Annotated in this window: 27 protein-coding genes; 11 read left to right on the top strand and 16 right to left on the bottom strand. The window is 58.0% G+C overall.

From position 1 onward, the window contains the following. Positions 1-7: 7 nt before the first annotated feature. The 5 genes from potG to C9411_RS19140 all read right to left on the bottom strand — a co-directional run bounded on the left by potG (position 8) and on the right by C9411_RS19140 (position 4,656). Entirely contained in the window at positions 8-1,141 is a 1,134-nt protein-coding gene (gene potG / locus C9411_RS19160) for a putrescine ABC transporter ATP-binding subunit PotG (protein WP_060443364.1), read from the bottom strand. Between the two features lie 123 nt (positions 1,142-1,264). Further along, positions 1,265-2,374, bottom strand: a complete 1,110-nt coding sequence (gene potF, locus C9411_RS19155; protein ID WP_063989389.1) for a spermidine/putrescine ABC transporter substrate-binding protein PotF — start codon at positions 2,372-2,374, stop codon at positions 1,265-1,267. A gap of 406 nt (positions 2,375-2,780) precedes the next feature. Then, positions 2,781-3,260 carry a YbjN domain-containing protein gene (locus tag C9411_RS19150; protein WP_107227697.1) on the bottom strand — a complete coding sequence of 160 codons (480 nt, stop codon included), beginning with the start codon at positions 3,258-3,260 and terminating at the stop codon, positions 2,781-2,783. A gap of 136 nt (positions 3,261-3,396) precedes the next feature. Then, positions 3,397-4,299, bottom strand: coding sequence for a 30S ribosomal protein S6--L-glutamate ligase (gene rimK / locus C9411_RS19145; RefSeq protein WP_107227696.1), 903 nt, complete (start codon positions 4,297-4,299; stop codon positions 3,397-3,399). Between the two features lie 54 nt (positions 4,300-4,353). Next, positions 4,354-4,656 (bottom strand): YbjC family protein, encoded by a 303-nt coding sequence (locus tag C9411_RS19140; protein ID WP_033646672.1) that lies wholly within the window; start codon positions 4,654-4,656, stop codon positions 4,354-4,356. A 230-nt stretch (positions 4,657-4,886) separates the two neighbouring features. On the opposite strand from C9411_RS19140, the gene C9411_RS19135 reads away from it, so the two are divergent. Next, positions 4,887-5,150, top strand: coding sequence for a GrxA family glutaredoxin (locus C9411_RS19135; protein WP_004938676.1), 264 nt, complete (start codon positions 4,887-4,889; stop codon positions 5,148-5,150). A 44-nt stretch (positions 5,151-5,194) separates the two neighbouring features. Here C9411_RS19135 and C9411_RS19130 read toward each other — a convergent pair whose 3' ends face one another. Further along, a complete protein-coding gene (locus C9411_RS19130) occupies positions 5,195-5,584 on the bottom strand; it encodes an inner membrane protein YbjM (protein ID WP_033637808.1) in 390 nt (129 codons plus the stop codon). 293 nt (positions 5,585-5,877) lie between these two features. Here C9411_RS19130 and C9411_RS19125 point away from each other — a divergent pair, with 293 nt between their 5' ends. The 3 genes from C9411_RS19125 to sigJ all read left to right on the top strand — a co-directional run bounded on the left by C9411_RS19125 (position 5,878) and on the right by sigJ (position 9,205). Beyond that, the gene (locus C9411_RS19125) at positions 5,878-7,566 is read left to right on the top strand and encodes an aspartate:alanine antiporter (protein WP_047728000.1); all 1,689 of its coding nucleotides are present in this window, start codon (positions 5,878-5,880) and stop codon (positions 7,564-7,566) included. Positions 7,567-7,866: 300 nt separating this feature from the next. Beyond that, a complete protein-coding gene (locus C9411_RS19115) occupies positions 7,867-8,307 on the top strand; it encodes a carboxymuconolactone decarboxylase family protein (protein ID WP_060432778.1) in 441 nt (146 codons plus the stop codon). A 1-nt stretch (position 8,308) separates the two neighbouring features. Next, positions 8,309-9,205 carry an RNA polymerase sigma factor SigJ gene (gene sigJ, locus C9411_RS19110; RefSeq protein WP_107227695.1) on the top strand — a complete coding sequence of 299 codons (897 nt, stop codon included), beginning with the start codon at positions 8,309-8,311 and terminating at the stop codon, positions 9,203-9,205. Between the two features lie 49 nt (positions 9,206-9,254). On the opposite strand, the gene C9411_RS19105 is transcribed toward sigJ, so the two are convergent. The 7 genes from C9411_RS19105 to C9411_RS19075 all read right to left on the bottom strand — a co-directional run bounded on the left by C9411_RS19105 (position 9,255) and on the right by C9411_RS19075 (position 16,101). Then, on the bottom strand, positions 9,255-10,028 hold the full coding sequence (locus C9411_RS19105; RefSeq protein WP_063990319.1) for an ankyrin repeat domain-containing protein: 774 nt from the start codon (positions 10,026-10,028) through the stop codon (positions 9,255-9,257). Positions 10,029-10,079: 51 nt separating this feature from the next. Then, positions 10,080-10,823: an ankyrin repeat domain-containing protein gene (locus C9411_RS19100; protein ID WP_060419791.1), complete on the bottom strand. Its 744-nt coding sequence runs from the start codon at positions 10,821-10,823 to the stop codon at positions 10,080-10,082. Beyond that, a complete protein-coding gene (locus C9411_RS19095; RefSeq protein WP_107227694.1) occupies positions 10,820-12,295 on the bottom strand; it encodes a phospholipase in 1,476 nt (491 codons plus the stop codon). Before C9411_RS19095 ends, C9411_RS19100 begins: the two co-directional genes overlap by 4 nt. A gap of 380 nt (positions 12,296-12,675) precedes the next feature. Further along, a complete protein-coding gene (locus C9411_RS19090; protein ID WP_146158888.1) occupies positions 12,676-13,026 on the bottom strand; it encodes a hypothetical protein in 351 nt (116 codons plus the stop codon). Between the two features lie 182 nt (positions 13,027-13,208). Then, on the bottom strand, positions 13,209-13,901 hold the full coding sequence (locus C9411_RS19085) for a 4-hydroxythreonine-4-phosphate dehydrogenase (protein ID WP_107227692.1): 693 nt from the start codon (positions 13,899-13,901) through the stop codon (positions 13,209-13,211). Between the two features lie 32 nt (positions 13,902-13,933). Beyond that, complete coding sequence (gene pdxA, locus C9411_RS19080) at positions 13,934-14,935, bottom strand: 4-hydroxythreonine-4-phosphate dehydrogenase PdxA (protein ID WP_107227691.1); 1,002 nt, start codon at positions 14,933-14,935, stop codon at positions 13,934-13,936. After that, the gene (locus C9411_RS19075) at positions 14,932-16,101 is read right to left on the bottom strand and encodes a four-carbon acid sugar kinase family protein (RefSeq protein WP_146158887.1); all 1,170 of its coding nucleotides are present in this window, start codon (positions 16,099-16,101) and stop codon (positions 14,932-14,934) included. Before C9411_RS19075 ends, pdxA begins: the two co-directional genes overlap by 4 nt. A 60-nt stretch (positions 16,102-16,161) precedes the next feature. On the opposite strand from C9411_RS19075, the gene C9411_RS19070 reads away from it, so the two are divergent. Next, a complete protein-coding gene (locus tag C9411_RS19070) occupies positions 16,162-17,067 on the top strand; it encodes a LysR family transcriptional regulator (protein ID WP_199200140.1) in 906 nt (301 codons plus the stop codon). 55 nt (positions 17,068-17,122) lie between these two features. Here the strand turns inward: C9411_RS19070 and eco are convergent, their stop codons facing one another. Together eco and C9411_RS19060 are read right to left on the bottom strand one after the other, a co-directional pair. After that, entirely contained in the window at positions 17,123-17,635 is a 513-nt protein-coding gene (eco, locus tag C9411_RS19065) for a serine protease inhibitor ecotin (protein ID WP_107227688.1), read from the bottom strand. A gap of 140 nt (positions 17,636-17,775) precedes the next feature. Next, entirely contained in the window at positions 17,776-18,621 is an 846-nt protein-coding gene (locus tag C9411_RS19060) for a 5'-methylthioadenosine/S-adenosylhomocysteine nucleosidase (protein WP_107227687.1), read from the bottom strand. Positions 18,622-18,767: 146 nt separating this feature from the next. Here C9411_RS19060 and C9411_RS19055 point away from each other — a divergent pair, with 146 nt between their 5' ends. Both C9411_RS19055 and ybjG read left to right on the top strand, forming a co-directional pair. Further along, positions 18,768-19,502, top strand: a complete 735-nt coding sequence (locus tag C9411_RS19055) for a phosphatase PAP2 family protein (RefSeq protein ID WP_063989377.1) — start codon at positions 18,768-18,770, stop codon at positions 19,500-19,502. A gap of 5 nt (positions 19,503-19,507) precedes the next feature. Continuing rightward, positions 19,508-20,113 carry an undecaprenyl-diphosphate phosphatase gene (ybjG, locus tag C9411_RS19050; RefSeq protein ID WP_063989376.1) on the top strand — a complete coding sequence of 202 codons (606 nt, stop codon included), beginning with the start codon at positions 19,508-19,510 and terminating at the stop codon, positions 20,111-20,113. Positions 20,114-20,150: 37 nt separating this feature from the next. On the opposite strand, the gene C9411_RS19045 is transcribed toward ybjG, so the two are convergent. Beyond that, on the bottom strand, positions 20,151-20,987 hold the full coding sequence (locus C9411_RS19045) for a hypothetical protein (protein WP_063989375.1): 837 nt from the start codon (positions 20,985-20,987) through the stop codon (positions 20,151-20,153). A gap of 213 nt (positions 20,988-21,200) precedes the next feature. On the opposite strand from C9411_RS19045, the gene deoC reads away from it, so the two are divergent. The 4 genes from deoC (at position 21,201) to C9411_RS19025 (ending at position 26,534) form a co-directional block, all read left to right on the top strand. After that, entirely contained in the window at positions 21,201-21,881 is a 681-nt protein-coding gene (gene deoC / locus C9411_RS19040; RefSeq protein ID WP_063989374.1) for a deoxyribose-phosphate aldolase, read from the top strand. A gap of 150 nt (positions 21,882-22,031) precedes the next feature. Further along, entirely contained in the window at positions 22,032-22,796 is a 765-nt protein-coding gene (gene deoR, locus C9411_RS19035) for a DNA-binding transcriptional repressor DeoR (protein WP_063989373.1), read from the top strand. A 979-nt stretch (positions 22,797-23,775) separates the two neighbouring features. Then, on the top strand, positions 23,776-25,074 hold the full coding sequence (locus C9411_RS19030; RefSeq protein WP_063989372.1) for an HAAAP family serine/threonine permease: 1,299 nt from the start codon (positions 23,776-23,778) through the stop codon (positions 25,072-25,074). Positions 25,075-25,166: 92 nt separating this feature from the next. After that, the gene (locus C9411_RS19025; RefSeq protein ID WP_025302221.1) at positions 25,167-26,534 is read left to right on the top strand and encodes an L-serine ammonia-lyase; all 1,368 of its coding nucleotides are present in this window, start codon (positions 25,167-25,169) and stop codon (positions 26,532-26,534) included. Positions 26,535-26,545: the final 11 nt, after the last annotated feature.

Raw genomic sequence — 26,545 nt, 5'->3', positions numbered from 1 at the left:
GGCTCCACTACACCGTCAACACGACGCAGCTGTCGGTTTCCCAACACAGACGCACTTCATCGCCCCAGGTGGGCATCCCCTTGCGGAAACGGTGGCCGTTTTGCAGCTGGGCGCTGATAATCTGCCCGCTGTGCAGCTTCACGTGATAGATGGACAAATCGCCCAGGTAGGCAATGTGCGCCACTTCCCCCACCGCGAAGTTGCAGCCGTCTTCCGGCACCTGTTCGCACAGCAGGATCTTTTCCGGCCGCAGCGCCACCTGGATCGGCACGCCGTCCACCACCGAGGCGTCCGGATCGACCTTGATCGCATGGCGCAATCCGGGGCTTTGCAGGATCAGCGCGTCGTCGTGCCGCTCCTGCAATACGCAGTCGAAGACGTTGACCGAGCCGATAAATTCGGCGCTGAAGCGGCTGTTCGGGTGCTCGTAGATCTCTTCCGGCTCGCCGATCTGCACGAATTTGCCGCGGTTCATGATGGCGATGCGCCCCGCCATGGTCATCGCCTCTTCCTGATCGTGCGTCACCATCACACAGGTCACGCCGACGCGCTCGAGAATGTCGGTCACTTCCAACTGCATGCGATCGCGCAGCTTCTTGTCCAGCGCGCCCATCGGCTCATCCAGCAGCAGCAGTTTGGGCCGCTTGGCCAGGCTGCGCGCCAGCGCCACCCGCTGCCGCTGGCCGCCGGAAAGCTGGTGCGGCTTGCGCTTGGCATACTCTTGCATGTGCACCAGCGCCAGCATTTCCGCCACCCGTTCGGCGATTTCCGCCCGCGGCATTTTGTCCTGCTTCAGGCCGAAGGCGATATTCTGCTCTACCGTCATGTGCGGGAACAGCGCGTAAGACTGAAACATCATGTTGATCGGCCGCTGGTACGGCGGCACGTGCGACATATCCTGCCCATCGAGCACGATCTGCCCTTCCGAAGGCTGCTCGAAGCCGGCCAGCATGCGCAGCAAGGTGGACTTGCCGCAGCCGGACGGGCCAAGCAGCGCAAAGATCTCGCCCTTGTAGATGGTAAGGCTGACGTCTTCAACCGCATTCTGCCCGTCGAAGGTTTTAGTGAGGTTACGAATTTCCAGCAGAGGGGTGAAAACCTTCTGCGACTTGGCTTGAGGACGAGGGATGGCGTCGTTCAATCGGGGTGCTCTCCGGCGTAAAGCGGCACAAAACCACGGCGAGCGCCGTGGCCCAAAACGGCAATGCAGGCGGGGAGCGCCCGCCTGCCGGTTTACCGACGATGGGGGGCTATCCCCCCATCATCACTTCCCGCTTTTAACTTTAGTCCATGCGCGGGTAATGACACGGTCCAGCTTCGGCGACTGCACGTTGAGCGTGAACAGCTTGGCGCGCAGATCGGCCGGCGGATAGACGTTCGGGTTATCGCGCACCTCGGCGTTCACCAGCGGCGTGGAATCCTTCACCGCATTGGCGTAATAGACATAGTTGCTGATGCCCGCCATCACGTCAGGTTTCATCAGGAAGTTCAGGAACTGGTACGCGGCGTCTTTGTTCTTGGCGTCCGCCGGCATGGCGAACATGTCGAAGTAAGTCAGTGCCCCTTCTTTCGGAATCGCATAGGCCACGTTCACGCCGTTCTTCGCCTCTTTGGCGCGGTTGGCCGCCTGCATCACGTCGCCGGACCAACCGATCGCCACGCAGATATCGCCGTTAGCCAGATCGTTGATGTACTGGGAAGAGTGGAAGTAACGAATGTTTGGCCGCAGCTTCAGCAGCAAATCGTTGGCCGCGCCGGTATAGTCCGCCGCATTGGTGCTGTTGGGATCCTTGCCCAGGTAGTGCAGCACGGTGGCGTAGACTTCGCTCGGCGCATCGAGGAAGGAGACGCCACAGCTTTTCAGCTTCTCGAGGTTTTCCGGCTTGAGGATCAGATCCCAGCTGTCGACCGGCGCGTCTTTGCCCAATGCCGCCTTCACCTTGTCGACATTGTAGCCGATGCCGGTGGTCACCATCAGGTAAGGGATGCCGTATTTGTTGTCTTTGTCATTATGCGCCACCAGCTTCAGCATCTCAGGATCGAGATTCTTGTAGTTGGGCATTTTGCTTTTGTCGAGCGGCTCGAAGATGCCGGCCTGCGACTGACGCTCGAGGAAGTTGGATGAAGGAACCACCAAATCGTAACCGGTGCTGCCCGCCATCAGTTTGCCTTCCAGCACTTCGTTGGAGTCAAAGACGTCGTACACCACTTTGATGCCGGTTTCTTTCTGGAATTTGGCCAGGGTATCCGGCGCGATATAGTCGGACCAGTTATACACGTGCAGCGTTTTCTCTTCGGCTGACGCCGTGACGGACGCGGCCATCAACAGACCGGCAACCACACCCGATAACCACTTTTTACGTAGGGTGACCATCCGTAACTTCCTCCAAAACAGGGTAAATCATAGAATTGAACTTGTATCTGCAGCGATACAAAACCTTTCCTGATTGAGCGCAATCGTTGCAACCGCGAAATGAATGGCTATGCATATGATTGCATGCGCCTTTTTGCACTGCCCTGCTCGCGTGGTTACAAGGGAAATCGCAAGCCCTTTGCAGAATCAGCAGCATAGCCGCTGCCATCGCAACCCGCCAGCCCCCAGGGTAAAAAACGCCTTTTATCGATTTTTTATGCAGTTTTTCTCTATGTGATACGCCATTAACGGCACAAAAGGCGAGAAAGATCGGGCGGCAAAGGCCAAAGTGCAGAATATTTTATTGCGGAGGGGAATAACGTCAGCATGCCCCCGGAGCGACGGCATGCTTAAGGTATGGCAAGGATCAGTGCAGCATCGGCTGACGCACGGCGCCAGCGGGGATCTCTTCTTCGTCACCCATAAACAGCAGATCGTTCGCCCGCGCCTCGAGGATCACCATCGAGATCTGTTCTTCGCCCTGCTGCATGAAGTGGGTGAACTGCTCGTAGGTGATGCCGACCGCCACGCTCAGCGACTGGCAGACGATCAGCTTCGGCAGGTTGTCGTCCTGAATATCGACAAACGCCTTGATGGTCAGCGAACTGGCGTTGATTTGGCTCAGGTCCGCCACCAGCGGGATCAGCGCGGTCGGCTTCACCTCGGCCAGCGCGGAGAACAGGATGACGTTGTCCACCAGATCTATCTTGGCGTCGAACACGCCATCGAAGTTCTGCATATGCGGCAGGTGCAGCGCCTGGCAGGAATCGCACTCAAAGAAAGAAATGCCCGACTGATCCAGCCAGCGCCGCAACAGCGCCAAATCGGGGACAATGAGTGAATCCATAATAACCAGCCTCACAATATTCAATACGCGAAAAGGCGCATAGCTTACGGAATATTCACCCGATACGCCACGATCAATGCGGCTTAATTCACTAATTAAGATATTGCTCGGCGGGAAAAGCGCACCGCCCGCCCCGTCAACCGCCGGATTTCAGGCGAAAGCCAGGCCGGCCGCGCTGCTCGATGTATTCGATCATCATGCCGGCGATGTCCAGCCCGGTGGTGGTTTCCACGCCTTCGAGCCCCGGCGACGCGTTGACCTCCATCACCAGTGGGCCGCGATCGGCGCGCAGGATATCCACCCCGGCGACGTCCAGCCCCAGCGTGCTCGCCGCTTTCACCGCGATCGCCCGCTCCCTGGCGCTGATGGTCACCTTGCGGGCGGTGCCGCCGCGGTGCAGGTTGGAGCGAAACTCACCCGGCTTGGCCTGACGTTCGATGGCGGCCACCACTCGGCCGCCGACCACCAGGCAGCGCACATCGCTGCCCTGCGCCTCGCGCACGTATTCCTGCACTAGGATGTGGGCGTTCAGGCCGCGAAAGGCGTCGATCACGCTTTCCGCCGCCTGGCGGGTTTCCGCCAGCACCACGCCGATGCCCTGCGTGCCCTCCACCAGCTTGACCACCAGCGGCGCGCCGCCGACCAGCTCGATCAGGTCGCCAGTATCGTCCGGCGAATGGGCAAAGCCGGTGATCGGCAGATCGATGCCCTGCCGCGCCAGCAGCTGCAGCGAACGCAGCTTGTCGCGGGCGCGGGTAATGGCCACAGATTCGTTTAGCGGGTAGCTGCCGAGCAGCTCGAACTGGCGCAGCACCGCCGTGCCGTAAAAGGTGATGGCGGAGCCGATGCGCGGGATCACCGCATCGTAACGCTCCAGTTGGCGGCCGCGATAATGAATGGTCGGCGCCGCCGGATTGATGTTCATGTAGCAGGAGAGCGGATCGATGATATCGATGCTGTGCCCGCGATCTTCCGCCGCTTCACGCAGCCGCTTGCATGAGTAGAGCGTTCCGTCGCGAGAAAGAATGGCAATTTTCACTCGTCACCCCAAAAGCCAACGCCTGCCCGGCAGGCGGGTTAGCGGCCGCGGCGCTCAGGCGCGCGGATCGCTGTCCTGATTATCTTTCGATTGCGGTTTGCGGCGATCGTTTTCCGGCGGCAACCCGCCGCGCATCAGCGGCCCGAAGCCCTGCACCACGCGCCACACCAGAAATGCCGCCGCCGGCACCATCAGCGCCACGCCGAGGAAAATCATACCGACCGCCGCCTGCTGCGACGCCAGCCAGCCCGGCAGCTGCAGGTGGCCGTGAATGCTGAGGTAGGCCAACACCAGCATCACGATGCCCAGCCCTTCCAACACCAGCACCGGGCGCGGTAAGTCACCGAATGAACGCATATTTTTCTTCTCCAGAAGGTCTGCCCCCAGTGTAGTGAATTCCCATCGGCGGCGACAGCCCCGGCAGACTAATTGGTTACATGAATCAGATTAACAGGTAATTCCTGCTTTTTTTTCACCGCCTCAACGGGCATAGTAGGCGCCATCTGACGCAGGTAATGACTTTTTCGGTGACGGGATGTCGTTGCGGTAGCGAACAATTTATTGAAAATCCAATTAAGGAGCGTTGCATGTTTGCAGTAATCTTCGGGCGTCCTGGCTGTCCTTATTGTGTCCGCGCTAAAGAACTGGCGGAAAAACTGACTGAAGAACGCGACGATTTCAACTTCCGTTACGTTGACATCCACGCGGAAGGCATCACCAAGGCCGATCTGGAAAAAACCGTCGGCAAACCGGTTGAAACCGTGCCGCAGATCTTCCTGGATGAGAAGCACATCGGCGGTTGCACCGATTTCGAAGCTTACGCCAAAGAACACCTGAACCTGTTCCAGTAATCTTTTGAAAAAAAAAGATAAAAAGGCGCTTAACGCGCCTTTTTTTATTGCCGCTGCCGCCGGTGCAGCTGCTGCAGCGTCTGCAACAGGCCGAGGGCGAACAACATCAGCATCGCGCCGAACACGCACCAGAACACCGCGCTGGTGGCGTACGCCAGCTCCTGCCAGAACGAAGAGGACGGCGTCAGCCAGAAGTGGCGGATCAGCAAGCACAGCGGCAGTGCATACAGCGCGCCGAGCAGCGGGCAAAGCAGCCGCTTGCGGCTCGACAGATAGCTGGCGATCGCACCGGGGATCACAAACAGCAGCAGGCCGGTTTCGCCATGGTGCTCATGATCCGTGCTGCCGAACAGGCCGGTTTGCTGGCCGAGAAACACCAGGCTGAACAACAGAAAACAGCTGAGAATGCCCAGCCAATATCTATAACTCGTCATGCGAATTCTCCCCCGCCCAATTACTGCATCAATAGAAATCGGCCCGGCCACCGCGCGGAGACGCTGAACCGAATTTTTTCCTTGGTCAAAAGAGAGTTAAATGCGCACGGCGGCGCAGGAAATCAGCTTTCTGTGCTGGCTGTCATCGGTCATAGCGTCTAGAATGAACGCCGCCGAACGATGGTTCGCTTCGCCTTACGCTGGTGGTGATTTATGACGTCGTTTTAAGGCTGAATTTATCTCTTATAGTTATCTATATCAAGCACTTACTGGTAAACAATAAGTTATCCTCCGTGAACATAAACGTCGCTAGTTTGTTAAACGGTAACTACATTCTGTTACTGTTCGTGGTACTCGCACTGGGGCTGTGCCTCGGTAAACTCCGTCTGGGCTCCGTCCAACTCGGTAATTCCATTGGCGTTTTGGTGGTTTCGCTGCTGCTCGGCCAGCAACACTTCGCCATTAACACCGAGGCGCTGAATCTCGGCTTTATGCTGTTTATTTTCTGCGTCGGCGTGGAGGCCGGGCCCAACTTTTTCTCGATTTTCTTCCGCGACGGCAAAAACTACCTGATGCTGGCGCTGGTGATGGTCGGCTCGGCGATGGTGCTCGCCATCGGTCTCGGCAAACTGTTCCACTGGGACATCGGCCTGACCGCCGGCATGCTGGCCGGCTCGATGACTTCGACGCCGGTGCTGGTGGGTGCCGGTGACACGCTGCGCAACACCATCGTCAACGGCCCGGCGCTGCTGGCGGCGCAGGATCATCTGAGCCTCGGCTACGCCCTCACCTACCTGATCGGTCTGGTCAGCCTGATCTTCGGCGCGCGCTATCTGCCGAAGCTGCAACACCAGGACCTGTCCACCTCAGCCCAGCAAATCGCCCGCGAACGCGGCCTGGACACCGACAGCCAGCGCAAGGTCTACCTGCCGGTGATCCGCGCCTACCGCGTCGGCCCCGAGCTGGTGGCCTGGGCCGACGGCAAGAACCTGCGCGAACTGGGCATCTACCGCCAGACCGGCTGTTACATCGAACGCATCCGCCGCAACGGCATTCTGGCCAACCCGGACGGTGACGCGGTGCTGCAGGTGGGCGACGAGATCTCGCTGGTCGGCTACCCGGACGCCCACGCGCGTCTGGACCCGAGCTTCCGCAACGGCAAGGAAGTATTCGATCGCGATCTGCTCGACATGCGCATCGTGACCGAAGAGATCGTGGTGAAGAACAGCAACGCGGTGAACAAGCGCCTGAGCCAGCTGAAGCTGACCGACCACGGCTGCTTCCTCAACCGCGTGATCCGCAGCCAGATCGAAATGCCGATCGACGACAGCATCGTGCTCAACAAAGGCGACGTGCTGCAGGTGAGCGGCGACGCGCGCCGGGTGAAGAGCGTAGCGGAGAAGATTGGCTTTATCTCCATCCACAGCCAGGTGACCGACCTGCTGGCGTTCTGCGCCTTCTTCATCATCGGCCTGCTGATCGGCCAGATCACCATTCAGTTCAGTAACTTCTCGTTCGGCATCGGCAACGCCGCCGGCCTGCTGATGTCCGGCATCATGCTCGGCTTCCTGCGTGCCAACCACCCGACCTTCGGCTACATTCCGCAGGGCGCGCTGAACATGGTGAAAGAATTCGGCCTGATGGTGTTTATGGCGGGCGTGGGCCTGAGCGCCGGCGCCGGCATCGGCCACAGCCTGGGCGCGGTCGGCGGCCAGATGCTGATTGCCGGGCTGATCGTCAGCCTGGTGCCAGTGGTTATCTGCTTCCTGTTCGGTGCCTACGTGCTACGCATGAACCGCGCCCTGCTGTTCGGTGCGATTATGGGCGCCCGCACCTGCGCGCCGGCGATGGAGATCATCAGCGACACCGCACGCAGCAACATCCCGGCACTGGGCTACGCCGGCACCTACGCCATCGCTAACGTGCTGTTAACGCTAGCGGGTTCACTCATCGTGGTGCTATGGCCAGGGATACTCGGCTGATCGATTAGCGGGAGAGATGGATCGGCGATAAAAATATTTTGATTTTTTTGTCGCCGGCCAGAACTTTCGTTGGGGGCCGCAGTCTGAATTAGTGCCACTGCTTTTCTTTGATGTCCCCATTTTGTGGAGCCCGATAATCCCGCCTTTTAGGTTCAAGATTATCGGGTTTTTTGTTGCCTGAAAAACGTATTACATCAACGGCCCACGGCCCCAAAATGCACATTTTTGCAGTGGTTCGGTCACACATCCCTCTTCTCATTCGTCATCTATATGTGTCAACCCGATAAATGAGGAGTTCTTATGACTACGTTAGTGAATACCGACCCTGTCAATCATGCGCAAACCATTGCCAACGTTTTTTCCGCGCTGCTGAAAGTGCATGGCGCTATCGATGCGCACAATCTGGAGCGCAAGATCTACCATCTCGTCCTCCTGCGTGCTTCGCAAATCAATGGCTGCGGTTACTGTGTCGAGATGCATACCAAAGAAGCGCGCGAGGACGGTGAAACCAACGCACGTCTGGACAGGCTGGTGGTATGGGAACACGTTGATGATTTCACGCCTCGCGAGCGCGCCGCATTTGCCTGGACAGAAGCGTTAACGCGGCTTGAACGCCATACCGAGTATGGCCCACTGCGCGCGGCATTGCGCGCGTACTATTCCGAGGAAGAAATCAGCGCGCTAACCGCAAATATCACTATGATAAATCTGTGGAATAGAATTCATATTTCCGGCCACTAATATGAAAAACGACAAGTATGCAGCACTGTTCGAATCGAGAAGACCGTTTCTGATCGGCCTCGCCTATCGTATTTTAGGTTCTCTGGCCGATGCGGAAGATGCCGTGCAAGATACCTATATCAAATGGTTACATGCGGATCGCCACAGCATTCTGAATCCTGCGGCCTGGCTGACCACCGTCTGCACTCGTCGTTGTCTTGACCTGCTGCGCACCGCGCAGCAGGCTCGCGTCGATTATGTCGGTATTTGGCTACCAGAACCCATTCAAACCGCCGTAGCCAAAACGCCCGAGCAGACGTTGGAACTCGCATCGTCGCTGTCGACGGCCTTTATGCTGTTGCTCGAAAGACTCACTCCCCGCGAGCGCGCCGCCTATTTGCTGCATGACATCTTTGACTTGCCCTACGCGGATCTCGCCATGACATTAGGTGGGGAAGAAACGGCGTGTCGTAAACTGGTGTCACGCGCGCGCGAAAAAGTTGGCCGCCCAGAGGAGCGTAAAACCCAGCCCACAGAGCGGCAGGAGGCGTTGCTTATCGCTTTCAAAACGGCGGTGGAAACGGCAGATATCGAACCCCTTTCGACCCTGTTGTCCGAAGACGTTAAGCTCAGTGCGGACGGCGGCGGTAAAGTGCCCGCCAACCTGGCTGAACTCATCGGCAAACGTGACGTGCTCGAGTTTATCGGCGGTAAATTGCCAATGTTTTGGCAAACCTATGTCTGGCAACACGCGCTCATCAATGGCGTGCCGGGCGCCTTGCTATCCGAACAAGGCCGTATTACGGCGTCTGTCAGTCTCAGCTTGAATGCCGAAGGCCGACTGGCTCAGGTATTTATCGTGCGCAACCCAAGCAAACTTTCGCAACTCGACCGTCTGTGGACAATGCCTCTGCGGTAAGAACACCTTTACAACATGTGCCCATTTTCTGGTAATACAGCGAGACGGCTTATTGACTGACAGGAGCAGGTGGCCATTTCCCGCCACGCTTAATTAGCTCGTCTCTGATGCGCTCAAGAGACGCTTTCGCCTCACTGCCGTCCTGACTCCTATTAATCAGCCGTTGCAGTTGATTGCCCATCGTCCAACCCGAGTTGCCTCTTATATCGCTATCGGCACCTTTTTCTAAAAGAAGAATGACGTGGTCATAGGAGTGATAGTCTAAAGCATCGATGAGCAACGTATCACCCAGTGAATTTCTTATATTTATATCAGCACCATGCTCCAACATGACCTCTAATGTTTCTGTGTTTTTCGCAAAGATGCTATTAAATATAATGGGTTGATTATGAACCTTATCCCTAGCATTTGGAGAAAGTCCGCCCTCTAACATAGCCTGTATCCAGATGCCTTTATCCGCCTTCATAACAAACTCAGCGGGGCTACCTGGCGTGTTGGGTTGAGGTTGTAATGGATCCGCCCCTGCCTTAACCAAATCCGTAATGATCTTGAGCCGCTCTGGCGTGTTCTTGTCAAAGATAGCGTTATTTATCGCCCAGAATAATAACGTCATCTCCGCCTTGGCCGGTCGATTTAACGTTTCTTTGCTTACCGTCGGTAAAACCTTATCCAGCTTTTGCCTGTCACCCTCGTAGATGATGTTGGCGATGTCCAGCTGCTTTCCTTCAAAGTAATCTTGTGGTTGTAGATCCCTACCTTGCTTGCATCCCTGCATCACAAACATCGACAGCACCACGGTAATAATCAGAGTAATGTGCTTCATGCCGTACCCGTCCACGTCAAACGCCCGTTATTTCACCCATCTGAAAGCTAACTAATTCACAATGTTTATCTTCTCTTTAATTTTAATTAATTTTTTTATATAAGAATTATTTTTGTCTCCTTTGGCTATTTCCGCAGAAATCAGAGAAAGGAAGCTGTCATTAAAATCATCTTTGGCTAAGGGGTTAGCGCCATGAGCCAAAAGAACCTCAATGTGCTCAGGGCAACTGTTATATAGCGCATTAATTAATGGAGTTCTGTTCATAGCCCCTTTGATATTAACATCAGCTTTGTAATCTATTAGGGCACTCAATGTCTCTGTATTAACCGCTTGAAAGCTCTTGAAAATTATTGGCTGATTGTTTATTTCATCCCTTGCATTAGGCGATAATCCGCCTTCAAGCATAGCCTGTATCCAGACGCCTTTATCCGCTTTCATAACATATTCAGCCGGGCTACTTCGCCCTTCCGGTCTCGGCTGCAGTGGATCTGCCCCTGCCTTGACCAAATCCGTAATGATCTTGAGCCGCTCTGGCGTGTTCTTGTCAAAGATAGCGTTATTTATCGCCCAGAATAGCAACGTCATCTCCGCCTTGGCCGGCCGATTTAACGTTTCTTTGCTTACCGTCGGTAAAACCTTATCCAGCTTTTGCCTGTCACCCTCGTAGATGATGTTGGCGATGTCCAGCTGCTTTCCTTCAAAGTAATCCTGTGGTTGTAGATCCATACCTTGTTTGCACCCCTGCATGATGAGCGTAGACACTACCATAGTGATAATGAGTATGATTTTTTTCATATTCTTCCCTTGATTGTGGCAATGTCATCGTCTTTTTCATTTTCAATGCATTGTATCGCCTGGTCTATACCGTGCTTGTCCAGCAGTGAGCCTGTTCCACCGGAAAGCGTGTGTTTTACTCCCACTGCATCAGGCGCCAACATGGACAAGCGTTCTTTCGCCATCACCGCCGGGGGATAAAATTGGAGGTCTTTGGCATCCTCCCACAAATCAACCTCCTGCAGCTTGGTCAATAGCTCCCCCTTCACGCGATACGCCTGAATATTATCGGCGCTGCCTATAATCGAACCGCCATATTTTTCTACAGTTCCTGCATTCAGGCCTGCTGCATTAAACGTCCAAGCCGGTTTGCCGCTGGCCATGGAGGCCGCAGACGCCATGCCCCCGCCCAGCGAATGGCCAGATATCCCGGCACCGCCTTTAATTGCTTTACCTATATTGACCGCTTTCTTGTAATATTCGGAGTTAAACCCCAACCCCTGAGCGCCGTTATTTGACCAGTCACTCAGGTTTTTAATGCCTGACAAATCGCCATTCAGTAACGCTTTCTGGGCAGCCTTGCTTATTCCCTCCGGGAACTCGGGCGCACGCGATCCACGGAACACCAACGTCGGATTCATCGCTTTACCAAAGACCCTCTCATCTGGCTGATAAACCCGAGCCAGAAAGCCCGGCGTATCCTCATCGTCATAGAGCATATCTTTGCTTAAACCGAGTTTACCCAGCGCCCCATCATTGTTACTGATGTCCTTCCAGCCCTCAGGGATGTCTATCGTGTCCTTGAGTGGGTTAGTGGTCTTGTAAACATTCTCAGCCAACTTCGCCTTTTCGACCGCGACGTTGTTCTCCGCCAATCGCTGTGCCGCCATGCGCGCATCCGGGTAAATGCTGCGGTTGCCTCGCCCTATCAGGTACTGGCGTTCTTGCCAGCGTTCTGCCTTGGTCATCGGACGGATGGCCTGTACCGTGGCGGCAACGGTTGCCACTGCGGTAGCGATGGCTTGCTGCAGAGGGGGATTCCGGGTCGTATTCTGCCTCGCCGGCAGCACCGTCGGTTTTGCCCGCTGGCCATAGCGGCTGACCATTTCTTCATAGCGGGCGATCACGCGCCCAGTAGGATAAAAGGCAGGAAGAGAGCTGCCGGGATAGCGCTGTAATCGGCCTTCCGCGTCGACGTAAAACGCGTATTTGGTCGGCGTCCAGGCGCCAATTTCCTCATCAATCGCCAGCAAACCGCCCCGATTGAGATCATCGAACACGCTGCGCTTCACAGCCGCGTCCTCACGATAACCGGTGACGCCAATACCGGATTGAGTATTGCGGGTTATGGAGTACCGGCTGCTTATCGATATGCCGGCTGCGCCGCCGAACAGATAATGCCGTTCCAGCTCATGGCACGCTTGTGTCGGGGTGAGTATCCGGGAGAAACTTTCCGGCGCCGTGTGTTCAGAAAAGAGAGAGAGCAGCTTCATACGGTACCAGCCCGTACGTCGGTTCCTTGAGGCGGCGTTCCGGCCCCTTTCCTTGTCACCTCGCCGAGATTTAGCGAACGATAACGCATTGGATATCCTTATCTTGCAGGTCACTGCATGTCCGTGAATGTTCGAAAAACTAGCACAATTCAGCAAAGATTGCTTTGTTGTCTTGCTGTTCACACCGTAACACTCGGTGGAGGAAATTCATGCAGTGGCGTTTTTCGGCAGCGGCGTCTGGCAAACGCCATAGGAAAATAAATCTCAGATAAAAGTCTGGCGGAGAATCAGAAGGGATACAGAGAAAAAGAAAAATGGCACACCCGACGTTGCTGGGCTGCTTTTGCTGCGCCGGCCCAGGCCGGCGCAGCAACGCCCGTTTAGAACCGCTGTTTGATAGGTTCATCACTGTTCAGATTGCCGTTGGCCTGCGCTTCTTCGCAGGTGGTGGGGCCAAAGGCCACCACTTTGCCGTCGCTGTTTCTGAAGCCGACGTAGAACGGCGTCACGGTGCCGTTCGGCAAGCGGTGGTTATAGTCGTGGCACACGCCCTGGCCGTTCAGCGTCGGCCGGGTGGCGATCGGCGCGCCGAAATCCCGGCTGACCGAGCGCTTGTCGGCGCCGACGTAAAAGGCGTCGGCGATCTTTTGATCGCGCAGCAGGCTGAAGGTATCGCAGCCGGTTAACAACAGGCTCACCGCCACAACGGCACTCCCTAACCCTTTACTCATTTTTCACTCCCTCTATATATTGAACCTGGCGGCAATTACGCTGTTTTGCCGGGTAAACGTCGGCGAGCGCCCAAGGGCGTGCCAGCTCGCAAGAGCATTAAAAAAGAGAAGCCATACAAATTAATGATTCAACGAATGAGATAACCGCCCCATCGCCGTGGAAAGAACCGGATGGAGACGCGTTACAGTTTGCGGATCACATTGCCAATCAGGCATTTCACGGCGTTGACTTGCGCCGTCAGCCCCGGCTTGTCGGCGGGAAACACGCCGTCCAGCGCTGCGGTACCGACGGTGAAGCCAACCGCATTGCCCGTCACCACGGCGGCGATGCGCTCTTCCCGGTCGATAGACCCGGCGATATAAACCGGTTTGTCGACCGCATCGCACACCCGCCGAATCAACGTCGGCACGTCGCCGGCAAAGCGGTAGGCCAGCAGATCCAGCCCTGTCACGCCCGGTAAAGCGGCACGCTGGCGGGCGCTGGCGACAATATCGTCAATGTCACCTTCCAGCACGCTGGGATGGCCGCTGATGCGGCCGGCAAACGGATAGTAGCGCAGGCCAGACTGACGAATGATCGGCAGCACGCTTTCCGGCCGCGTCCCCCCCATCAATACATCAACGCCCAACGCCAGCGCCGCGCGCGCCGAATTCATCTCGCTTTCCTCATCCAGGCTAACCACTTCCAGATAAGCGGTGGCGCCACCGGCGTGGATCGCCTGCGCCAACTGTTTGAGCTGATCCAGCGGCAGGCCGATATCCTTAAAGCCGATATGCTTCACGCCGGCAGCCAGCACCTCTGGTAGCCGCGCTTGCGCATCGGGCACCGTGCTGTCGTTGCGCGTCAGCATGAAAATAAACTCGGGTGTGTGCATGGTGTTTCCTTATTGTCTTCAGGTGATGTGAGTTATTGGGCGCGCAGCATTTTTTCCGCCTGCCGGAAGGCGTACAGCAGGCTGGCATGTTCCGCCCGTCCGCTGCCCGCGATATCGAACGCCGTACCGTGGTCGACCGAGGTGCGGATAAACGGCAGGCCGACGGTGACGTTAACGCCGTGATCCACCCCGAGATATTTCACCGGGATCAGGCCCTGGTCGTGATATTGGGCGACCACAATGTCGAACTCCCCGCGCCGGGCGCGCATGAAAACGGTATCGCCGGGCCAGGGGCCGCTGACGTCCAACCCCTGTTCCCGCGCCAGGGCGATGGCGGGCACGATGACGTCAAGATCTTCGCGGCCGAACAGGCCATTCTCCCCGGCGTGCGGATTCAGGCCGGCCACCGCAATGCGCGGTTTCGCTATGCCTAACGCCCGACAGGCCGTTTGCGCCAGATGAAACGCGCGCAGCTCGTTTTCCACGGTCGCCGCGTCGATGGCGTCCCGCAGCGAAACGTGAATGGAAACCAGGATCACCCGCAACTCGTCGTTGGCCAGCATCATGGCGAAGTCCTGGGTGCCCGAGCGCGCCGCCAGGATCTCGGTGTGCCCCGGATAATCGATCCCCGCCAGGCGCATCGCCTCCTTGTTCAGCGGCGCGGTGACGATACCGGCGATGCGCCCCGCCAGCGCCAGATCGATGGCGGCAACCACCCAGGCATAAGACGCCGCGCCCGCGCGCTTATCGAGCCTGCCGAGGGGCAAGTCCGCCGGCAACGCAACGCCGGCGGAATAGACGGCGGTTTCTCCTCGCGTCCAGGCCTCGTCCCATCCCGCCAGCGAGGCAGGCAGTTCGCGGATGTGCAGCTTTAGCCCCAGACGGGTCGCCGCGTGCGCCAGGGCACCGGCATCGCCAATCACTACATAAGGCGTGCTCAACGGCTCTGTGGCCGCCAGTTTGGCGATGATCTCCGGCCCGATGCCGGCGGGATCGCCCATCGTTATCGCCAGTGGCAAGGTGGAAAGGGTCATCGTTCTTCTCCTTCTCGGTCAGCGCGCAACCGGGTTACGCAGTTCAACAACGTATCGGCCCGGCCAAAACCGCCCGCCTTGGTGGCGAACGGCAGCCTGCGGCCCGGCAGATTTAACAACCCGAAAGGCACGCCGGGCTCCACCTCACCGAACAGCGTCAATGAGCCGGCCGCCATGGCGTCGACGATACGCCGCGCGGTATCCCCGCCGGTCGCCACCAGCCCGTCGAAGGCTGGCGTGCAACGGCTGACGACCGCGCCCAGCGCAGCGGCATGATCCGCCGTGGCCGCTCGCGACCGGGGTGATACCAGGCAAACCACATCGGCACGCGCAAACGCCGCTCGCACCTCTTGCGCTGCCACCTCGGGATCGGCCGATTCAGGCAGCGTGACCAGCACCACGCCCGCCTGCCGCAGGCTTGCCAGCTGGGCGTCATTCGCCGGATGCAGGCTGCCAATCGCCACCAGCACCTTGCGGGCTCTCAGCGGCGGTTGAGCGGGCAGCGCGTTCTCTTTAGGGGACAAAGCACGCGACAGCGCCGCCGCCAGGCCCGGCGATCCCACCCACACCACCGGTTCGGCCATGCCGATCCGCCTCACGACTTCATCCAACTCGCCGTTGTCTGCGGCGTCGAACACCTGAAAGCGCGTCGGCTCCAGCCCCGCCATTCGCTCCATGACGTAGCCGGTGACGATCGGGTTCTTCGGATCGCGCGCAAAGGCGGTCTGCTCCAGCGCGACGCCGTCGACGTATTGCCGGCCGCCCAGCGTGGTGCGGCCGGCATCCGGGAAGGCCGGCGCGACGATGGCAAGACGGCGCCCGCTGCCCGTCAGCGCCCCGCGCGTTTCCGGCCCCAGATTGCCGCGCAGCGTGGAATCCACCGTTTTGTAGATGAGGCGCGCTGGTTTCACGCAGGCGGCGGCATGGCGAAAACGCCGCTCCGCCTGCTCCGGCGAAACGAAGCGGGAATCTAAATCGAAGGCGACGATCTCAGCGCCCTGCAACGCGGCATCGGGCAGGCGCAGCATGACGCAGGCATTCAGTCCGCGTGCGGCGAACGGGGCCGCGCCGTCGAGCGCGCTGGTAAGATCATCGGCGAGAATGGCAATCATCGCAGTTACCCGTAAGTGGAAAGTGATGCACACTTTGGCGGATTTGGCTGGCAATAAAAAACGATTTGCGTAGTATCGATGGTTGACAAAAACTCAATCAAAAGGGGGGGCACAGTGCGTCAACGAAGATTGCCTAACCTGGCGGTATTGCGGGCTTTCGAAGCTACGGTGCGGTACGGCAGCGTGTCGAAAGCCGCCAAATCTCTCAACGTCACCGACGGCGCCGTCAGCCGCGCGGTGCGCGAATTCGAGCAGACCCTGGGATTCGCGCTGTTTCAACGCACCAGCCGCATGGTGCATCCGACGCCGCAGGCGCAAGAGCTGGCAAGCGAGATCGGCCGGGGGCTGGACAACCTGCAGTCGGCGATCGACCGCGCCTGTCGGCATCATCAGAATCGCCCGTTGGTGATCTCCTGCGAGCCGACCTTTCTGATCCGCTGGCTGATCCCGCGACTGGCCGGTTTGCAGCAGGCGGTAGGGAAAGAGCGCGATCTGCAGCTGGTCTCCGCCGGCGGCGCCGTCGCCTTCTCGCGCGAGGGCATCGATCTGGCGATTCGCCGCAACGATTTCCCGATCGCCGATGACGTGGTCACCCGCCCGTTCCTCAAAGAACGAGTCGGCCCGGTTTGCCGCCGGGAGCATGCCGCGACGGGGCGTGAACTGCGCGGTACCCTGCTCCACACCGAGACGCGCCCGCACGCCTGGCGCGACTGGTGCACCCACAGCGGCATCGAGATCCGGCCGGGCAACGAGCTGCGTTTCGAACATTTCTATCTCAGCCTGCAAGCGGCGGTCGCCGGCGCCGGTATCGGCATCGGCCCGTTGGCGCTGGTGGCGGATGATATCGTCAACGGCGCGCTGGTGGCGCCCTATGGCTTTGCGCCTGACGGGACGGATTACGTGCTGATGACCCAGGCCGACGGCCAGGACGATGCAATATTCTCAACGGTGTTGGATTGGCTGATCGCCATGGGGGAAGAAACCGAACGGGCGGTGTTGGCGAGCGAAGGGAAAGCGTAACGGGGAAAAGTCTCCGCCTGCCGCGCACGGCAAGCGGAGCGACGTCAGGCGGCGATTACTTCTGTTCGGCCTGGCTTACGGTGTCTTCGGCTTTCCAGATGCGATATTTCACTTCCGCGTCTTTTGGCGCATACACGACGATCGGCAGGCGGCTGTTGTAGCGCTGCATCGCAGCATCACCCAGGTTGGCGGCGATAAATTGCTTGGTCTTGGTGTTGTCCGGGCAGCCCATCAGCGTGGAGGCCGGATCGGACAGCTTCTCCAGCACCAGGTAGTCATAGCCCCAGCCGGAGAGGGTTTTGGTCTCCAGCGTGCCGCCAATCATGTGGCGGTTGCAGTCCACTTCCAGCGTCTTGCAGATCAGCAGCTCCACCTTGTAGTTCTCTTCGTGCTCTTGCTTCGGCAGGTAGATCACCTGGCGGTTCATGCCCTTCTCGGCTTTCGGGTAAGGCGCGACCTTTTCCAGTGGCTGTTTGCTGATATCCGCATCATCGCCAGAGGTAGCCGCCATGGCGCCGGCGGAAACGGCCATCAGCAGGCCAGAAAATACAACGGATGCCTTGTTCATGTTTTATCCCTACACGTTGTCAAATAATCCGCCTATAAACTAATACACTACAGCCAAGCCCGCCACAGGTTTAATCTTCTTTACAATAGGCGTTCAATAGTGACAATCGCCTGATATCGTCGATTAACCGGAGCAATGACTCAGCGTTTCTTCAGGTTGGCAACATAGGCCTTCACCACCTGATAGACATAATCCTGGCATGCCAGCCCGGTTTGCGGATCGTATTTGCCCTGATTGGTGATGTTGTTGGACAACACGCGAATGCCGACGAACGGCACCTTGAATTCGCCGGCGATCTGCGCGGCGGAGGCGGTCTCCATCTCTTCGACCGACGTCTGATAGCGGTCGTGAAAATAGCGAATGCGGTCCAGCTCGCTGTTCCACACGTCGGCCGAGCCGATCACCCCTTCCACGACCTTGCCCTGTCGGTAATCGCCCTTAACGCTTTGCGCAATCGCCAGCAGGTTGGGGTCGGCGGGAAACTGACGCAGGCTGTGCGCCTTTTTGTCCTCGCCGGCGCTGCCTTTGGAAGCCAACAGATCCATCGGCTGCCACTGCCGCGAGTCGCTGCCTTCCCCCAACGCCTTGGCCGGCGTTTTGAACGCCCCGAGATTGACCGAATATTTGCCCAGCACGATGTCATATACTTTCAGCGCCGGATCATGGCCGCCGGCGGTACCCTGGTTGATGATCGCCACCGGGTGAAACTGCGTGGCGGCGATCGCCGTGGCCGCCGCGGCGTTGGACATGCCCTTCAGCGTCTCCGACACCACCACCGGGTAGCCGTCTACGGTGCCGTGCCAAAAGCGCCAGCCGCCAATCTGCTCCTCGCGCGGGTTCTCCAACCGCTGGGCGAAACGTTCCGCCTCTACCGGCATGGCGCCCTGCACCACGATCGGCCCGACGGCCGTAGGTTGGCCAAAGCTCAGCGGGGAAAAGGCCGCACCGGCGGCCGCCAACAGTAAGACACGCGCTTTATTCTTCATCACCACCCTCTCATCCCGAAAAAAGCAAACGATTACCTTAGCCGAAGGCGGTGGCCTCGGATAGGGTTTTCTTACCGGCGGACTAAGGTTTTCTTAAGACAGAATTATTACAGTGGCGCTATTCAATCCTGTCACCGAGCCTGCGCGTGAATCCAGAATCATCATTAAATCAATCCTCAACGGCACCGCAAATTAAGACAACCGCCCTTTACTCCCTGCCGACATCCTTTTACCGTTGGCAAGTTTTTGGCCTGCTGATCAGCGGGTTGGTGTTCCTGTGGCTCTCCCGCAACGAACAGCTGGACTGGGCGATCAGCAATTATTGGTACGATGCCGCCAGCGGGCATTTCCCGTGGCAAAACAATTATTGGCTGGACCTGATCAACCACCGCCTGCTGAAACAAATAGTGATCGTCGGGGCGGTGCTGGCGCTGTTTTGGGGCATCTATCGCCGCAGCGCGCGCCTGATTGTCAGCATGTTGCTTCTCGGCATCGGCCCGCTGGTGGTGGGCATTCTCAAAGCCACCAGCGCGCACTCCTGTCCGTGGGATCTGATCGAGTACGGCGGCAAGGCGATGTCCTTCCCGCTGTTCGGCGCGGTGCCGGCACTGCCGGGCCCCGGTCGCTGTTTTCCCGGCGGGCACGCCTCGAGCGGTTTCGCGATCATGGCGTTGTTTTTCCTGTTTTATCCGCAGCGCCCGCGCCTGGCCTGGTGGTGCTGGTGCGGCGGTATTGTGCTCGGCATGTTGATGGGCTTTGGTCAGATCATGCGCGGCGCACATTTTCTTACCCATAACCTGTGGGCGGGTTGGTGGGTTTGGTTAAGCCAGTTGGCTATTTATTGGATGGTTAGCGGCTATTGGTGCCGCAAGATGAGGTAACGGTTATGGAGCAGTTAAACCATGTTCTTTTCGCCTGGATCAATGCGACCCCGGCGTCTCCCGAGTGGATGATCGATTTCGCCACCTTTTTGGCACGCGATCTTATCATTATCGTGCCGCTGCTGATCGTCGGCCTGTGGCTGTGGGGGCCGCGAAGCCAGCTGGTTTCACAGCGCGAAGTGGTGGCGAAAACCACGATCGCGCTGCTGTTCGCCATGCTTGCCGCCTCCACTATCGGCGCGCTGCTGCCGCATGAGCGCCCGTTCGTCGCCGGCGTGGGTTATACCTTCCTGGCGCACGCGCCGGACAGTTCGTTCCCCAGCGATCACGGCACCGCCATCTTTACCTTTGCGCTGGCGTTCCTGTTCTGGCACCGAGTCTGGTCCGGTGCGCTGCTGATGATTGTCGCCGTCGGCATCGCCTGGTCACGCGTTTACCTCGGCGTGCACTGGCCGCTGGATATGGTCGGCGGTTTCCTGCTCGGCCTGGTCGGCTGCCTGTTCGCTCAGCTGGTGTGGAATCTGTTCGGCGATATCCTCGCTGACAAGCTGTCGCGCCTGTATCGCTTCCTGTTCGCCTTCGCCATCCGTCGCGGCTGGGTGAAAGAGTAACCGCACAACATGACCGGGGCGTTACCGCCCCGTGATTTCACACCACGCCGGTGGTCACACAAAACGCCCGCGTTTTTCCCGCTCCCAGCATCACTCCCGCCTCCCCTTCCGGCGCGTTCGGCCGACAGTTCGCCGGCTGGATAAAAGCCAGCAGCCGCCGGTTGCCCTGAACGGCGATGCGCCGGAGACCATAGTTGAATTGCCCGGTGGCGAAGCGCGTCACATAGCGCCGGCCTTGCGGCGCCAGCATAAAAAACTCGGCCTGATCCACGTAACGCGTCAGATCGTCAGAGCACAGCAGCTCCTGCCCGATCGCATCCCCTATCAAAGCCGGTGTCGGCAGATTCTGGCGGAATACCGCGTCGGGAATGCAATCGTAGTTGAGACAGCAAACATAGCGCAGCGGCTGCGGCCGCTCGTCCAGGTTGGTGACCTTCATCTCTATGGCGAACTGCGCGCTCTGCGCCGCCAGACGCAGCGCCGGGCCGATGCGCCAATGGCCACCCAACCGCTCGCCCTCACCGTGCAACGCCAACTCATCGCCTACCAGCTGCAGCCACACGCGCTGCATCTGTGGCGGCGCCGGGTCCTGACCCGACCAGGCGGGATAGAACGCGGCATCGTCAGCGCGCTTTTTTCCTGCGCCCCGCACGCTGCGGCGGCCCGACTTCAGTGAGTAACCGTCAAACTCGGCATCCCAGATCGCGAGGCCCTGGTACGGTAAAACCGTCAGCGCGCCACGGCTGTTCGCCAGCGTCAGCATCGGCCCGCGTTTTGCGCAGCGATGCGCACTCACCGCGAAATCCGCGTTGCGGAACAGTTCCTGCCGCTGCGCCCCGAAAGCTTCAGGAGCCAGATCGATGTTGATCTTCATCTTTTTTCCCTCGACGTTTCGCTCGCGCAGGCCGCGAGCCCTAAAATGTTATTTAAATAACAAAACAACCATCCTTAATGTATATGCATAACGGCATCATATCGACGATCTGATCGACATTTTTTAAACACCACTAGGTTTATCGGTATCGAAATGTTATTATTTTCACATTACTCACCCCGTTTACTGTCTTAACCTCACTAAGGAACCGCGATGACCATCGAAAACATCGATTACGCCAGCTACGTTGACCACACCCTGCTGGCGATGGACGCCACCGAAATGCAGATCGCCAAACTGTGTGAAGAAGCGCAGCAGCACAACTTCTATGCCGTATGCGTCAACTCCGGCTACGTGCCGCTGGCGGCCCAACTGCTGCAGGAAAGCACCGTGAAAGTCTGCTCGGTGATCGGTTTCCCGCTGGGTGCCGGTCTTACCGTCGCCAAAGCCTTTGAAGCCAAAGCGGCGATCGCCGCCGGCGCGCAAGAGATCGATATGGTGATCAACGTCGGCTGGTTGAAAAGCGGCCTGCTGGACGAAGTGAAAGCCGACATCGCCGCCGTGCGCGAGGTTTGCGCGGCGATCCCGTTGAAGGTAATATTGGAAACCTGCCTGCTCAGCGATGCGCAGATCGTCCAGGTTTGTGAAATGTGTCGCGAACTCGATGTGGCCTTCGTGAAAACTTCCACCGGCTTCAGCACCGGCGGCGCTCGGGAAGAGCACGTCAAACTGATGCGCGAGACCGTGGGCAGCGAAATGGGCGTGAAAGCTTCCGGCGCCGTGCGCGATCGCGCCACCGCCGAGAAGATGATCAAAGCCGGCGCCACGCGTATCGGCACCAGCTCCGGCGTCGCCATCGTTTCCGGCGCCCAGCCGGCGGCGGGCAGCTACTGATCGTCGGCATGCCCTGACGGGCATAGCCAATACACAACGATGCGGGACAATACGGGCGGCCAAGGCGGCCCGATATTGCCCCGCATCGTTGTGTTTAGCCGGAAATGCCGGCACGCCCTTTACCTCTATCACCTGTGGGAAGACGGACCTATGGAAACGCGGCGCGAAGAACGTATCAACCGGCTAGTTCAGGCGTTAAAACGCGCTGACAAGATCCACCTGAAAGAAGCCGCCGCGCTGCTGGGGGTCTCGGAGATGACCATTCGCCGCGATCTGAGCGCCGAACCGGCGACGGTGGTGCTGCTCGGCGGTTACGTGGTGACCGATCCGCGCAGCAACGGCGTGACCAACTACTTTGTTTCCGATCAAAAAGCCAAGCAGGTGACGGAGAAACGGCGCATCGGCCTGCTGGCGGCGCCGTTGATCAACGAAAACGACACGGTGTTTTTCGACTGCGGCACCACTACCCCGGCGATCATTGACGCCATTGCCGACGAGCTGGCCTTCACCGCCGTCTGTCATTCGCTGAACACCTTCCTGGCACTGCAGGACAAACCGAACTGCAAAGTGGTCCTGTGCGGCGGTGAGTTCAAGCCGAACAACTACATCTTTTCCAGCGTCGGTGGCCGCAACGAGCTCGATCACATCTGCCCGAACATCGCCTTTATTTCCGCCGCCGGCCTCAGCCTGCAGCACGGCGCCACCTGCTTCAACTTCGACGAGCTGGAGATGAAGCATCGCGCCATGGCGATGGCGCAGCAAAAGATCCTGGTGGCGGATCACAGCAAGTTCGGCAAAACCAAACCGGCCTGCATCGGCCCCCTGACGCAGTTCGATCGGGTGATCAGCGACCGCCAACCGGACGCCGACTTCATGGCGTTCTTCAACGATAACGCCATCGCTACCCGCTATTAATCCGCCTTCTGCGCCGTCGAAACCGGCGGCGCACCGCTGCAATCCCCTTATTTCCCCGCCCGGAAATGAACAAATAATGCGCAATCGATTCGCGTTTTTCGCTTATCCGCACGCAACATCAGGTTAATAAAATGCAACAGGTCACCTGAGTGATTATTTTCTCACAGGCTAAACACGCTGTCGGCTGCGCGAATTAACGACTATTTATGGCTTTTATATGATAAATCTCGCCAAAGGCCGGGATGTTTAAATAAACGGCGGTTTACGCGATTGCAGCAAATCTCGCCAATACCTGTTAGCTATCTGTTATTTATATGATGAATGGTTACGCATTTTTATCCGCTAACCACGTAAGTAATTTCCCTTCGTTATTAGCGGTGATTTTTAATAAAAAACATTTAAAAACAAATAAATGAATGGAATTTTACTTAAAAACACAATGTGATCTACGTCACTAAAACTGCTTAATCCGGGTTTTTCGCTAGATCCAAAACCACGCATAAAATATATTGCTCGGCTTGCTGCTGAGCACAGCGCTTTATCCGGCTAATTATTGTACAAACCGCATAATCGCAGAAATTTTTATGAGAGCGTTCTCAGCACAAAATCTTACACAAATGTGCAACAAATGCGCGAAAAATCGATAAAAAAGCGGATAACTGCACATATTGCGCATTTGAGAGCAGGATCACGGTTGTTTCTACTGTAAATCGTTATCTTGCCGCCAACAAAAATCGACAGGCAAAGACCTGTCGGCAGCGGTAACGACTTTTATCGCCCGTGACGGTGAAAAGTCTTTAGTGAATTACCCGGCGCTGTGCCTTGGTAATGAACACAATAAACAACCAGGGGGACGCCAAAACATCCCCGCAAGCAACACCTGATTCTTACCGCAAGCGTTGCCTGAATAGAACGTTTGACGGTTTAACCTTAAGTTTTGCCTTTTAATTTTAAATTCGTGTTCACTTCGGAGATATTTATGGACACTACACAGACCGGCACAATTGCCTCTGCGGCCTCGGGCTCCAGCAGTACCTGGCGTAAAACGGATACCATGTGGATGTTGGGCCTGTACGGCACCGCCATCGGCGCTGGCGTCCTGTTCTTGCCAATCAACGCCGGCATCGGCGGTTTGATTCCTCTGATCATCATGGCCATCATCGCTTTCCCGATGACCTTCTTTGCCCACCGCGGCCTGTGCCGTTTCGTTCTGTCCGGCAAAAATCCCGGTGAAGACATCACCGCCGTGGTAGAAGAGCACTTCGGCATCACCGCCGGTAAACTGATTACCCTGCTGTACTTCTTCGCCATCTACCCGATTCTGCTGGTTTACAGCGTGGCGATCACCAACACCGTCGACAGCTTCATCACCCACCAGTTGGGCATGACGTCGCCGCCGCGCGCCATCCTGTCGCTGATCCTGATCGTCGGCCTGATGACCATCGTGCGCTTCGGTGAGCAGGCCATCGTGAAAACCATGAGCATCCTGGTCTTCCCGTTCGTCGCGGTGCTGATGCTGCTGGCGGTGTATCTGATCCCTAACTGGACCGGCGCCATCTTCGAAAACGTGTCGCTGTCCGGCAGCGGTACCGGCATGGGCCACGGCCTGATCATGACCCTGTGGCTGGCGATCCCGGTAATGGTGTTCTCCTTCAACCACTCACCGATCATCTCCGCCTTCGCCGTCGCCAAGCGCGAAGAGTACGGCGTAGACGCCGAGAAGAAATGCTCCCGCATTCTGGCTTATGCACACATCATGATGGTGCTGACCGTGATGTTCTTCGTGTTCAGCTGCGTGCTGAGCCTGACGCCGGAAAACCTGGCGGAAGCCAAGGCGCAGAACATCTCGATTCTGTCTTACCTGGCTAACCACTTTAACAACCCGATGATCGCGTACATCGCGCCGGTTATCGCCTTCGTCGCCATCACCAAATCGTTCCTGGGCCACTACCTGGGCGCCCGTGAAGGCTTCAACGGTCTGGTTGCCAAGTCGATGAAGAGCCGCGGCAAAACCGTCAGCACCGCCAAGCTGAACCGCATGACCGCTATCTTCATGCTGGTGACTACCTGGATCGTCGCTACCCTGAACCCAAGCATCCTGGGCATGATCGAAACCCTGGGTGGCCCAATCATCGCCATGCTGCTGTTCCTGATGCCGATGTATGCCATCCGTAAAGTGCCTGCCATGCGCAAGTACAGCGGCCACATCAGCAACGTGTTCGTGGTTGTGATGGGTCTGATTGCCATCTCTGCTATCGTGTTCAGCCTGCTCGGCTAATCACGTCCGGCCGGCGCCGCTGCGCGCCGGCCCTCCCGCACTCCCCCATTTCCCGTATTCACCGCCTGAAACCTGAAGAAGGAGGCGAGACCATGGTCAGCGTTTTCGATATTTTCAAGATTGGCATCGGCCCATCCAGTTCCCACACCGTTGGCCCGATGAAAGCCGGCAAACAGTTCGTCGACGATCTGATCGCCCACCAGCAGCTGCAGGACACCACCCGCGTGGTGGTTGACGTGTACGGTTCGCTGTCGTTGACCGGTAAAGGCCACCACACCGATATCGCCATTATCATGGGCCTGGCCGGCAACCTGCCGCACGACGTGGACATCGACAGCATTCCGGGCTTTATCCGCGACGTCGAACAGCGCGGCCGCCTGCCGCTGGCCAACGGCCATCACGAGGTGGATTTCCCGCTGCACGGCGGCATGAATTTCCACAGCGACAACCTGCCGCTGCACGAAAACGGCATGCGCATCCGCGCCTTCGCCGGTGAACGCCTGCTGCACAGCAAAACCTATTACTCGATCGGTGGCGGTTTCATCGTCGACGAAGAGCACTTCGGCCAGTCCGCCGAGGGCGCCACGCCGGTGCCCTACCCGTTCAAATCGGCGCACGATCTGCAGCAGCATTGCAAAGACACCGGGCTGTCGTTGTCCGGCCTGGTGATGCAGAACGAGCTGGCGCTGCGCAGCAAGGCGGATATCGACGCGCACTTCGCCGACGTCTGGCAGGTGATGAGCGCCGGTATCGAGCGCGGCATCAACACAGAAGGTCTGCTGCCCGGCCCGATGAAAGTGCCGCGCCGCGCCGCCGCGCTGCGTCGCATTCTGGTGACCGGCGACAAGAACAATATCGACCCGATGAACGTGGTCGATTGGATCAACATGTTCGCGCTGGCGGTCAACGAAGAGAACGCCGCCGGTGGCCGCGTGGTCACCGCGCCGACCAACGGCGCCTGCGGCATCATCCCTGCGGTGCTGGCTTACTATGACAAGTTCATCCGTCCGGTGAACGCCAATTCCTACACGCGCTACTTCCTGGCGTCCGGGGTGATTGGTGCGCTGTACAAGATGAACGCCTCGATCTCCGGTGCCGAAGTAGGTTGCCAGGGGGAGGTCGGCGTGGCCTGTTCGATGGCGGCGGCCGGGTTGACCGAGCTGCTGGGCGGCAGCCCGGCGCAGGTGTGCATCGCGGCGGAGATCGCCATGGAGCACCATTTGGGGCTGACCTGCGATCCGCTCGCCGGCCAGGTTCAGGTGCCCTGTATCGAACGCAACGCCATTTCCGCCGTCAAGGCGGTCAACGCCGCGCGCATGGCGATGCGCCGCACCAGCGAACCGCGGGTTTGTCTGGATAAGGTGATCGAAACCATGTACGAAACCGGCAAAGACATGAACGCCAAATACCGCGAAACCTCACAGGGCGGGCTGGCGATCAAAGTCGTGGCCTGCAACTGACCACCACGGCG

The sequence above is a fragment of the Serratia sp. Nf2 genome, assembly GCF_003028435.1.
Lineage (GTDB): Bacteria > Pseudomonadota > Gammaproteobacteria > Enterobacterales > Enterobacteriaceae > Serratia > Serratia marcescens_L.
The sequence above is the reverse complement of the archived record's forward strand: the minus strand, read 5'-3'. Positions and strand labels throughout refer to the sequence as shown.

What these genes read in the sequence shown, in the direction of transcription:
- potF (WP_063989389.1), bottom strand. Translation starts at nt 2,374, where the DNA reads ATGGTCACCCTACGTAAAAAGTGGTTATCGGGTGTGGTTGCCGGTCTG.
- C9411_RS19150 (WP_107227697.1), bottom strand. Translation starts at nt 3,260, where the DNA reads ATGGATTCACTCATTGTCCCCGATTTGGCGCTGTTGCGGCGCTGGCTG.
- C9411_RS19140 (WP_033646672.1), bottom strand. Translation starts at nt 4,656, where the DNA reads ATGCGTTCATTCGGTGACTTACCGCGCCCGGTGCTGGTGTTGGAAGGG.
- C9411_RS19135 (WP_004938676.1), top strand. Translation starts at nt 4,887, where the DNA reads ATGTTTGCAGTAATCTTCGGGCGTCCTGGCTGTCCTTATTGTGTCCGC.
- C9411_RS19130 (WP_033637808.1), bottom strand. Translation starts at nt 5,584, where the DNA reads ATGACGAGTTATAGATATTGGCTGGGCATTCTCAGCTGTTTTCTGTTG.
- C9411_RS19115 (WP_060432778.1), top strand. Translation starts at nt 7,867, where the DNA reads ATGACTACGTTAGTGAATACCGACCCTGTCAATCATGCGCAAACCATT.
- sigJ (WP_107227695.1), top strand. Translation starts at nt 8,309, where the DNA reads ATGAAAAACGACAAGTATGCAGCACTGTTCGAATCGAGAAGACCGTTT.
- C9411_RS19105 (WP_063990319.1), bottom strand. Translation starts at nt 10,028, where the DNA reads ATGAAGCACATTACTCTGATTATTACCGTGGTGCTGTCGATGTTTGTG.
- C9411_RS19100 (WP_060419791.1), bottom strand. Translation starts at nt 10,823, where the DNA reads ATGAAAAAAATCATACTCATTATCACTATGGTAGTGTCTACGCTCATC.
- C9411_RS19095 (WP_107227694.1), bottom strand. Translation starts at nt 12,295, where the DNA reads ATGAAGCTGCTCTCTCTCTTTTCTGAACACACGGCGCCGGAAAGTTTC.
- C9411_RS19090 (WP_146158888.1), bottom strand. Translation starts at nt 13,026, where the DNA reads ATGAGTAAAGGGTTAGGGAGTGCCGTTGTGGCGGTGAGCCTGTTGTTA.
- C9411_RS19085 (WP_107227692.1), bottom strand. Translation starts at nt 13,901, where the DNA reads ATGCACACACCCGAGTTTATTTTCATGCTGACGCGCAACGACAGCACG.
- pdxA (WP_107227691.1), bottom strand. Translation starts at nt 14,935, where the DNA reads ATGACCCTTTCCACCTTGCCACTGGCGATAACGATGGGCGATCCCGCC.
- eco (WP_107227688.1), bottom strand. Translation starts at nt 17,635, where the DNA reads ATGAACAAGGCATCCGTTGTATTTTCTGGCCTGCTGATGGCCGTTTCC.
- C9411_RS19060 (WP_107227687.1), bottom strand. Translation starts at nt 18,621, where the DNA reads ATGAAGAATAAAGCGCGTGTCTTACTGTTGGCGGCCGCCGGTGCGGCC.
- ybjG (WP_063989376.1), top strand. Translation starts at nt 19,508, where the DNA reads ATGGAGCAGTTAAACCATGTTCTTTTCGCCTGGATCAATGCGACCCCG.
- C9411_RS19045 (WP_063989375.1), bottom strand. Translation starts at nt 20,987, where the DNA reads ATGAAGATCAACATCGATCTGGCTCCTGAAGCTTTCGGGGCGCAGCGG.
- deoC (WP_063989374.1), top strand. Translation starts at nt 21,201, where the DNA reads ATGACCATCGAAAACATCGATTACGCCAGCTACGTTGACCACACCCTG.
- deoR (WP_063989373.1), top strand. Translation starts at nt 22,032, where the DNA reads ATGGAAACGCGGCGCGAAGAACGTATCAACCGGCTAGTTCAGGCGTTA.
- C9411_RS19030 (WP_063989372.1), top strand. Translation starts at nt 23,776, where the DNA reads ATGGACACTACACAGACCGGCACAATTGCCTCTGCGGCCTCGGGCTCC.
- C9411_RS19025 (WP_025302221.1), top strand. Translation starts at nt 25,167, where the DNA reads ATGGTCAGCGTTTTCGATATTTTCAAGATTGGCATCGGCCCATCCAGT.